Source organism: Flavobacterium undicola (assembly GCF_009909155.2).
In the GTDB taxonomy this organism is placed as follows: domain Bacteria; phylum Bacteroidota; class Bacteroidia; order Flavobacteriales; family Flavobacteriaceae; genus Flavobacterium; species Flavobacterium undicola.
Genome location: NZ_JAAAPM020000019.1, coordinates 74,859 through 82,782 on the forward strand (window position 1 = coordinate 74,859; position 7,924 = coordinate 82,782).

Here is a 7,924-nt window from a genome sequence, read left to right on the forward strand (position 1 = left end):
CTTTAAAACAATGCAATCAATTATGTAACCAAATACAATATAATGCTATTTTGTCATACTTATAAAAGAAAAAACAGAAAATAGAGAATAGAAAACAGAGATGTTCCTTCAAATAAAAACAGTAATTTTACCAAAGTTATTTTTGATTTCAGATTGAAGAATAACGACTTTTGATCTCAGATTTAAAAAAATGGAAGCACCACTAGCAGAACGCATACGCCCACAAAAATTAGACGAATACATCAGTCAATCGCATTTGGTTGGCCCAAACGGCTCTTTGACGCAACAAATTGCCAGAGGAATTATTCCGTCGTTAATATTTTGGGGGCCGCCAGGAACAGGAAAAACTACTTTAGCACAAATTATTGCGCAAGAATCGCAACGCCCGTTTTTTATCTTAAGCGCCATCAATTCTGGAGTCAAAGATATTCGTGACGTAATAGAAAAAGCCAAACAAAGCGGAGGACTTTTCACTGCCAAAAATCCAATTTTGTTTATTGATGAGATTCATCGTTTTAGCAAATCACAGCAAGATTCCTTATTGGCTGCAGTCGAAAAAGGTTGGATTACACTCATTGGTGCTACAACCGAAAATCCAAGTTTTGAAGTTATTCCCGCATTGCTTTCGCGTTGTCAAGTCTATACTTTAAATGCATTTACCAAAGCAGATTTAGAATCTCTTTTGGCTCGCGCGATGAAAACAGACACTTATTTAAAGACTAAGGATATCCAATTAGAAGAAACGGAAGCCCTACTGCGACTTTCGGGCGGCGATGGACGCAAACTATTAAATATTTTCGAATTGGTCGTAAACGCTTCGGCTGAAGACGAAATTGTAATTACAAACCATCGTGTCCTTGAATTGGTGCAACAAAACACCGTTTTGTATGACAAAAGTGGTGAACAACATTATGACATTATTTCGGCTTTTATCAAATCCATTCGTGGAAGTGATCCTAATGGCGCAGTTTATTGGTTGGCTCGAATGATTGAAGGTGGCGAAGATGTCAAATTCATTGCTAGAAGATTACTTATTTCAGCTAGTGAAGATATTGGAAATGCTAATCCTACCGCCTTGATAATGGCCAATAATACATTTCAAGCGGTAACAACTATTGGTTATCCCGAAAGCCGAATTTTACTGAGTCAATGTGCTATTTATTTAGCAACTTCACCTAAAAGTAATGCTTCTTATATGGCTATTAATACGGCACAACAAATTGTGAAGCAAACAGGGGATTTATCGGTTCCAATCCATTTACGCAATGCCCCAACTAAGTTAATGAAAGAATTAGGATATGGCGAAGAGTATAAATATTCGCATGAATATGCTAATAATTTTGCCGAGCAGGAATATTTACCCGAAGAAATTAAAAACACACCCATATATGTTCCCGGTGATAATTCCAGAGAAAAAACAACTCGGGAATTTCTCAAAAACCGATGGAAAGACAAATATGGTTATTGAAGAGGTTAGAAGTTAGAAGTAAAAAAAACGGCTTCCAAATTTAATTTGAAAGCCGTTTTTTAGGATTAAAACTTAACGTTTATTTTTTCGGAAACTAATTTATCATCTTGATAATATTCAAAAAACCATTGGTTTTCTTTTTTAATCAATATTCCTTGTTGATTTCCTTTTTGAGCTAAGAAAGAATTAGCATCTGAAGTTTTATAAATTTTTATTACCACACTTGGCTTGCTATCAATTAGCTGATAATTTCCACCTGCAAGAGGCTGCGCATAAAGTAATTCGTTTGGATCAAGACTCTTATTAACCACAACAGTAGCTGGTATCGATTGTTTTACTTCTTCAACTTTCTCTACTCTCTCTACTCTCTCTATTTTTTCAACTTTTTCTCTCTTTTCTGGCTTTTCCCTCTTTTCTGGTTTTTCTTCTAAAGCAACATTAGTACCACCGTTGTATTGATATTCTAATTCATAAAGTGATGCAAATGCTTTATTCAAAGCATCAGTATAAGCCAATTGAAAATCTTTTTCTCTACTCAATCCAATTTGGGATTGATACACGATTTTACCGTAACAATCTTTAAAAGTGATGTGTAGTTTTGTTGTTAAAAATCCACTCTCTTTAACGATATCATAATTCAAAACAGCACATCTGTTAATATCGTCTGGAACAACCTGATTAGAATAATAAACATCAAAACCTACTTTGTTCAAATTAAATTTAGACAAAGTAGCGATTCTATATTGGTTTTCTGATTTTAAGAATTCAAATTTCAAAGGTACAACTACGGTTTTATAGTCGTTTAAGGATTGTGCAATTCCAAAACTGGAAACAAGCAATAAAAGAAATAGAAATTGTTTTTTCATATAGGTAAAATTTATTTGTTGTGATTATAATATAGACTGCCTTTTAGCAAATTAGTTGCTTGCGAGACTTCAATATTAATGCAATAATAATTATAAATAGTTTTTAAGTTCCAGTAAATGACTAATTTGTTTAATATTATCATCCACATCCTGCTTACTTTCGTTAAAATAAATAGCATCTATTCCCGCATCTAGTGCGCCTAAAACATCTGCTTCTATTGAATCGCCAATCATGATACTTGTTTCTTTTTTGGCTTTAGCCAAATCCAAAGCGTATTCAAAAATAATAGGATTCGGTTTTTTAACTCCTGCCATTTCGGAATTTGTAATTGTCGAAAAATAAGCGTTTAAATTAGCATTTGTAAGCTTCTTAACTTGTACATGAGCAAAACCATTGGTAATAACATGCAACTTATATTTTCCAATTAAATAATCTAAAATCTCAAAAGCCCCATCAAAAAGATGATTGTTCTCTGTAAGCAAATCGATATACTCTTGTGAAATGATTTCAATCTCAGCATCTGAAATTTCATAATTAATAGCATCAAAAGACAATTTCAATCGATCGTAACGCAACTGCTGATGTGTAATTTTATCGTATTGGTACAATTTCCAGCAGGCCTGATTGATAGGAATATAATGAGCAATAAATGAATCTATGGCAACTTCGGGATGCTTTCGGGCAAAAATAGTCTCAAAAGTAATTTTAGAATTTTTATCAAAATCCCAAAGGGTATGATCTAAATCAAAAAACACATCTTTTATATTATCAATTCTCATTTTCGCTTTTAAAAAATTCCTTCATCCACAAAACTAAAATATTTTGTCTCTGTTACAATCAAATGATCCAAAACTTTAACATCTAAGCTATCCCCTGCCAACTTTAATTTCTTAGTAATTTGTTTATCGGCATCACTTGGGACCAAAGTCCCTGATGGATGATTATGACACAATATTAAAGCTGTTGCTCCTTTTTCGAGTGCCATTTTAAATACTAAACGCACATCTACAATTGTTCCCGTAATACCACCAACGCTAATTTGTGCTTTCGAAATCACCTTATTGGAATTATTCAAATACAAAATCCAAAATTCCTCATGTGGCAATTCACCAATAATAGGTTGCATAATTTCAAAAACCGACTTACTTGAAGTGATTTTAGTTAATTCGACTGCTTCCTCTGCTCTCCTTCGTCTTCCCAACTCCATTGCAGCAATTAACGAAATGGCCTTAGCCTCACCTATTCCCTTAAATTCCATCAATTGCGCCATAGACATTTTGCCCAGGCTATTCAAGTTATTAGCTACTTTAGCTAAAATCCTTTTGCTTAAATCAACCGCCGATTCGTTCCTGCTTCCGGAACCAATCAAAATAGCTATTAACTCGGCATCACTTAAAGCACTTTTACCTTTGAGCATTAATTTCTCTCTGGGCTTATCGTCTTCAGACCAATTGGTAATGGGGAAATGATTGTTTTCCATAGCAAAAGATTCAGTTAGTAATAACTTGCATTACGTAAATATAACGCTAAATCTTTTAAACTAAAATATCTTTTTCTTACATTAAAAAAAGATATTGCAATCTTAATTAAGCAATTAAGCCTTTCACCTCATCAAAATTCAATCCACCATAATTTCCTGAACTCATCAATAATAAAGCTGAATTATCCAGATTCAAATTGAAAAGATATTCCTTGAACTCAGCAGGATTAGTATAAATAATCAAATCTTCGCGATTGAAGGCTTTGGCAATTTGCTCATAAGTTACTTCTTCTAACTGTTTAATTTTTACTGCATCTGGCGAATAAAAAACAACCGCTGTATCGGCATAAGCCAATGCGCCTTCGTATTCTTTTAAAAATTCGGCATTCAAACTGCTGTAAGTATGCAACTCTAAACAAGCCACTACCGTTCTATCCGGATATTGTTCTTTCACTGCTTTTGTGGTTGCCGAAACCTTAGATGGCGAATGTGCAAAATCTTTGTAAGCTACTTTTGTTTTGCTTTCAGCAATTTTTTCCAAACGCTTTGAAGCTCCTTTAAAACTCGCAATAGCTTCATAAAAATCAGCTTCATCTACACCCATATTTTGGCAAATCCATTTGGCTCCAGCCAGATTATTCAAATTGTGCGCTCCAAAAACCTCAATTGGCATATCACCTTCCGGAGTTTCTAATAAGGTTGTTCCGTTTTCTACTTTATAATTTGGCGTATGATACGCTATTTTTCGAATCGGATTAGTCGCTGCTTCAGCCACACGTTTTACTTCCGAATCATTTTCGTTATAAACTAAAATTCCACCATTGGTAATTTTATCAATAAAAATTTCAAACTGCTCCACATAATTCTCATACGTTGGAAACACATTGATATGATCCCAGGCAATTCCAGAAATTAATGCAATATTAGGTTGGTACAAATGAAATTTTGGTCGTCTGTCAATTGGCGAAGACAAATATTCATCGCCTTCCAGAACCATAAAATCATTTTCTTCGGTAAGATGCACCATGGTGTCAAAACCTTCTAATTGAGCGCCCACCATATAATCTACTTCAATATCGTGGTAATGCATGACATGTAAAATCATTGAAGTAATGGTTGTTTTTCCATGAGAACCACCAATAACTACACGGGTTTTGTTTTTAGATTGTTCGTATAAAAACTCAGGATACGAATAAATTTTCAAGCCCAATTCCTGCGCTTTCAACAATTCAGGATTATCAGCTTTGGCGTGCATTCCTAAAATTACCGCCTCAATATCAGCAGTGATTTTTTCAGGAAACCAACCTAATTCAGCCGGTAAAATTCCTTTTTTATCTAAACGTGATTTCGAAGGTTCAAAGATAGCATCATCACTTCCTGTTACCTGACATCCTTTATTGTGTAGCGCTAAAGCCAGATTGTGCATGGCACTTCCTCCAATAGCTATAAAATGTGTTTTCATATTAGATATTCGCTTATGCGTAAGTTTATTTTCCTTAATTAATTGTCGTTTTTCTTTTTAAATTCTTCTAAAACCGCTTGTGCTTTTTCGGGCGATTTCATTTTATTGGCATACAAATTAGCCAATTTTTGATAGGTTTTTTTTGAATTCCCCACAGCTATGGCTTTTTTATAATGTTGTTCAGCCTTGGTATATCTTTTAAAATATTCATCAATATGACCTCTGGACAAATAACCGTCAACAGGTGAAATTTGCGCCAACTCATTTGAATATTGAATGGCTTTTTTCTCGCTACCTCCCAAAATTCCCGGCAATTGAAGATTCAATTCTATCAAAGCCCATCTGGCTTCAATGTGTTTTGGATTTAGCTGTATTGCTTTTTCAAAATTCGTTCGCACATCATCAATCATTCCTAATGCCTTAAATTTACTACCTTCCAAAGCTTTCATTCCTAAAACCCCACCGTATTTAAAATAAAAATTGGCTTCCGAAGGTTTTGCTTTCTTTAATTTCCCGTAGTACAACAGCGCATCATCCCAGTCTTTACTTCGTCCTGCAATGTCTCCTAAATATTCCATGATTTTTATATTGGATGGATTTTTTTTCAAGAGCACTTCAAACATGGGCTTGGCCTGTTCGATTTTACCCTCTTCAAATAACTGTTGGGCTTTCTCCAAATTTGCCTGAGAAAAAACCAATATTGGAAATAAAAAAAATACAATTAGAATGTGTTTCATTTTCCAAAAATAAGGAAATTAAAAAGGATTATAAAAACTTTATATCTTATAAAAAGCATAAATAATAACCTAATAGAAATCTTAAAACAACCTTATAATAACATCTCCGATTTACTTTCGTAAATGAAAAACGGGATCCATGCTGATTTGTTTTTCAAAACAAACAAAAATGTTGATTCGTACATTTTAAGTCACAAATATGAAAATATTCTATGCCATTCAGGCAACAGGAAATGGGCACATTAGTAGAGCAACACAATTGTATCCTTATCTACAAAAATTTGGAACTGTCGATTTCTTTTTAAGTGGAAACAATGCTACTTTAGACATTAAATTACCTATAAAATACAAAAGCAAAGGTTGCAGTTTACATTACAGTAAATGTGGCGGATTAGACTATTGGGACATTGTCAAAAACATCAAACTGCGCCAAATATACAAAGATGCCGATGCGCTTCCGTTAAAAAATTATGATGTTATCATCAATGATTTTGACTCCATTACTTCGCTTGCTTGCAAGATGCAAAAAGTACATTCGGTTCAGCTAGGACATCAGGCGAGTTTTATTTCGGCAAACACTCCAAGACCCGAAAAAAAGAGCATAATGGGCGAAATGATTCTGAAACATTATGCGCCTTCTCCTAAAAATATTGGCTTGCATTTTGAAAAATACGATTCTTTTATACTTCCTCCCATCATCAAAGATGAGATTATTCAAGCTGAACCAACCAACTTAAAACACATCACAGTTTACTTGCCTTCTTTCGATAAAGATTGCCTTGAAAAAGCCTTTAACAAAGTAAAAGACATACAATTTCATTGGTTTTTACAAGGAATTGAGTTCAAGCACACAATTGGAAATATTACCTATTTTCCGGTAAATCAAAAAAAATTCAACCAGAGTTTAATTTCTTGTGAAGGAATCATCACGGGCGGTGGTTTTGAAACTCCAGCTGAAGCTTTGCACTTGGGTAAAAAAATCCTCTCTATTCCTATCAAAAAACATTACGAACAAGAATGTAATGCAGCTGCATTAAAAAGAATGGGCGTTCCTGTAGTTTATGAAGTCGGGAAAAACTTTGAAACAATTATAGAAAACTGGCTCAACCATGATATTATCTATCCAAAAATGCAAGCCAATAATATTCCTGAAACTTTACAATATTTGTTTGATACTTATAGAGAATAATATGTTTTATAAAAAAAACCTAGTTTCTCAATGGCTTTAATTGAATAAAATTCTTACTATTGCATTTGTAAAAACATTCGTAATGAAAAACGCAATCTTAACAATCTTATTTTTCACAACTTTTATAAATATAACTTATAGCCAGAAAAAATTTGTAAATAAAGAATATGGATTTCAAATTCAAGAGCCAAAAAATTGGATGCAGACAAGCAATAAAGAAATACTGAAAAATCTTGAAAAATTTGAAATTTCTGACAAAAATCTAAGTAAATTTTTATCCGATCATAAAGGTTCTATTCTACTAACTTCATTTTATAAATATAACCCAAAAACTCACGCTGGTGTAGTTCCAACAATACAAGTAAATGTAAGAGCAAAAGCAAATAAGAATTTTGAAAGTTTCAAAAATACAATAATAGAAAGTGCAAAAGGACTAAAAATATATTTTCCAGATTTTGAATATATTAAAGAACCAACTGACATACAAATATCTGGAATAAAGAGCATTTATTTTATTTCCAAATTTTCTATGGTAACCCAAAATGGTCAATTAATGAATGTTAGAAGTAGAACATATGCTATTCCATATAAAAATTATTGAGTTAGTCATTTAGTTTCTGTATTTTTATGTCTTTAAAAACAGTCGTTATGGAAGTATTTGAAGGACAAAGCATACTAAACTTTATAAAAGAATTGCCAAATGATGAAGCTTGCAAAGCTT

General features: G+C 33.1%; 8 protein-coding genes. 3 read left to right on the forward strand and 5 right to left on the reverse strand.

Features of this window, described 5'->3' with window-relative positions; translation table 11 throughout:
• The first annotated feature begins 190 nt into the window (after nt 1–190).
• The gene (locus GTZ96_RS12165) at nt 191–1,468 is read left to right on the forward strand and encodes a replication-associated recombination protein A (RefSeq protein ID WP_161644188.1); all 1,278 of its coding nucleotides are present in this window, start codon (nt 191–193) and stop codon (nt 1,466–1,468) included.
• Nucleotides 1,469–1,533: 65 nt separating this feature from the next.
• Here the strand turns inward: GTZ96_RS12165 and GTZ96_RS12170 are convergent, their stop codons facing one another.
• From GTZ96_RS12170 to GTZ96_RS12190, 5 genes are all read right to left on the reverse strand, one after another.
• Nucleotides 1,534–2,334 (reverse strand): hypothetical protein, encoded by an 801-nt coding sequence (locus GTZ96_RS12170; RefSeq protein ID WP_161644189.1) that lies wholly within the window; start codon nt 2,332–2,334, stop codon nt 1,534–1,536.
• 90 nt (nt 2,335–2,424) lie between these two features.
• Nucleotides 2,425–3,114: a YjjG family noncanonical pyrimidine nucleotidase gene (locus GTZ96_RS12175; protein WP_161644190.1), complete on the reverse strand. Its 690-nt coding sequence runs from the start codon at nt 3,112–3,114 to the stop codon at nt 2,425–2,427.
• An 8-nt stretch (nt 3,115–3,122) separates the two neighbouring features.
• A complete protein-coding gene (radC, locus tag GTZ96_RS12180; protein ID WP_161644191.1) occupies nt 3,123–3,815 on the reverse strand; it encodes a RadC family protein in 693 nt (230 codons plus the stop codon).
• Between the two features lie 106 nt (nt 3,816–3,921).
• Nucleotides 3,922–5,277 carry a UDP-N-acetylmuramate--L-alanine ligase gene (locus tag GTZ96_RS12185; protein ID WP_161644192.1) on the reverse strand — a complete coding sequence of 452 codons (1,356 nt, stop codon included), beginning with the start codon at nt 5,275–5,277 and terminating at the stop codon, nt 3,922–3,924.
• A gap of 38 nt (nt 5,278–5,315) precedes the next feature.
• Nucleotides 5,316–6,014 (reverse strand): tetratricopeptide repeat protein, encoded by a 699-nt coding sequence (locus tag GTZ96_RS12190; RefSeq protein WP_161644193.1) that lies wholly within the window; start codon nt 6,012–6,014, stop codon nt 5,316–5,318.
• 199 nt (nt 6,015–6,213) lie between these two features.
• On the opposite strand from GTZ96_RS12190, the gene GTZ96_RS12195 reads away from it, so the two are divergent.
• On the forward strand, nt 6,214–7,203 hold the full coding sequence (locus tag GTZ96_RS12195; RefSeq protein ID WP_161644194.1) for a glycosyltransferase family protein: 990 nt from the start codon (nt 6,214–6,216) through the stop codon (nt 7,201–7,203).
• Between the two features lie 82 nt (nt 7,204–7,285).
• Complete coding sequence (locus GTZ96_RS12200; RefSeq protein WP_161644195.1) at nt 7,286–7,804, forward strand: hypothetical protein; 519 nt, start codon at nt 7,286–7,288, stop codon at nt 7,802–7,804.
• Nucleotides 7,805–7,924 lie beyond the last annotated feature (120 nt).

Coding starts and splice junctions, on each gene's coding strand:
- GTZ96_RS12165 (WP_161644188.1), top strand. CDS start 191: ATGGAAGCACCACTAGCAGAACGCATACGCCCACAAAAATTAGACGAA.
- GTZ96_RS12170 (WP_161644189.1), bottom strand. CDS start 2,334: ATGAAAAAACAATTTCTATTTCTTTTATTGCTTGTTTCCAGTTTTGGA.
- GTZ96_RS12175 (WP_161644190.1), bottom strand. CDS start 3,114: ATGAGAATTGATAATATAAAAGATGTGTTTTTTGATTTAGATCATACC.
- radC (WP_161644191.1), bottom strand. CDS start 3,815: ATGGAAAACAATCATTTCCCCATTACCAATTGGTCTGAAGACGATAAG.
- GTZ96_RS12185 (WP_161644192.1), bottom strand. CDS start 5,277: ATGAAAACACATTTTATAGCTATTGGAGGAAGTGCCATGCACAATCTG.
- GTZ96_RS12190 (WP_161644193.1), bottom strand. CDS start 6,014: ATGAAACACATTCTAATTGTATTTTTTTTATTTCCAATATTGGTTTTT.
- GTZ96_RS12195 (WP_161644194.1), top strand. CDS start 6,214: ATGAAAATATTCTATGCCATTCAGGCAACAGGAAATGGGCACATTAGT.
- GTZ96_RS12200 (WP_161644195.1), top strand. CDS start 7,286: ATGAAAAACGCAATCTTAACAATCTTATTTTTCACAACTTTTATAAAT.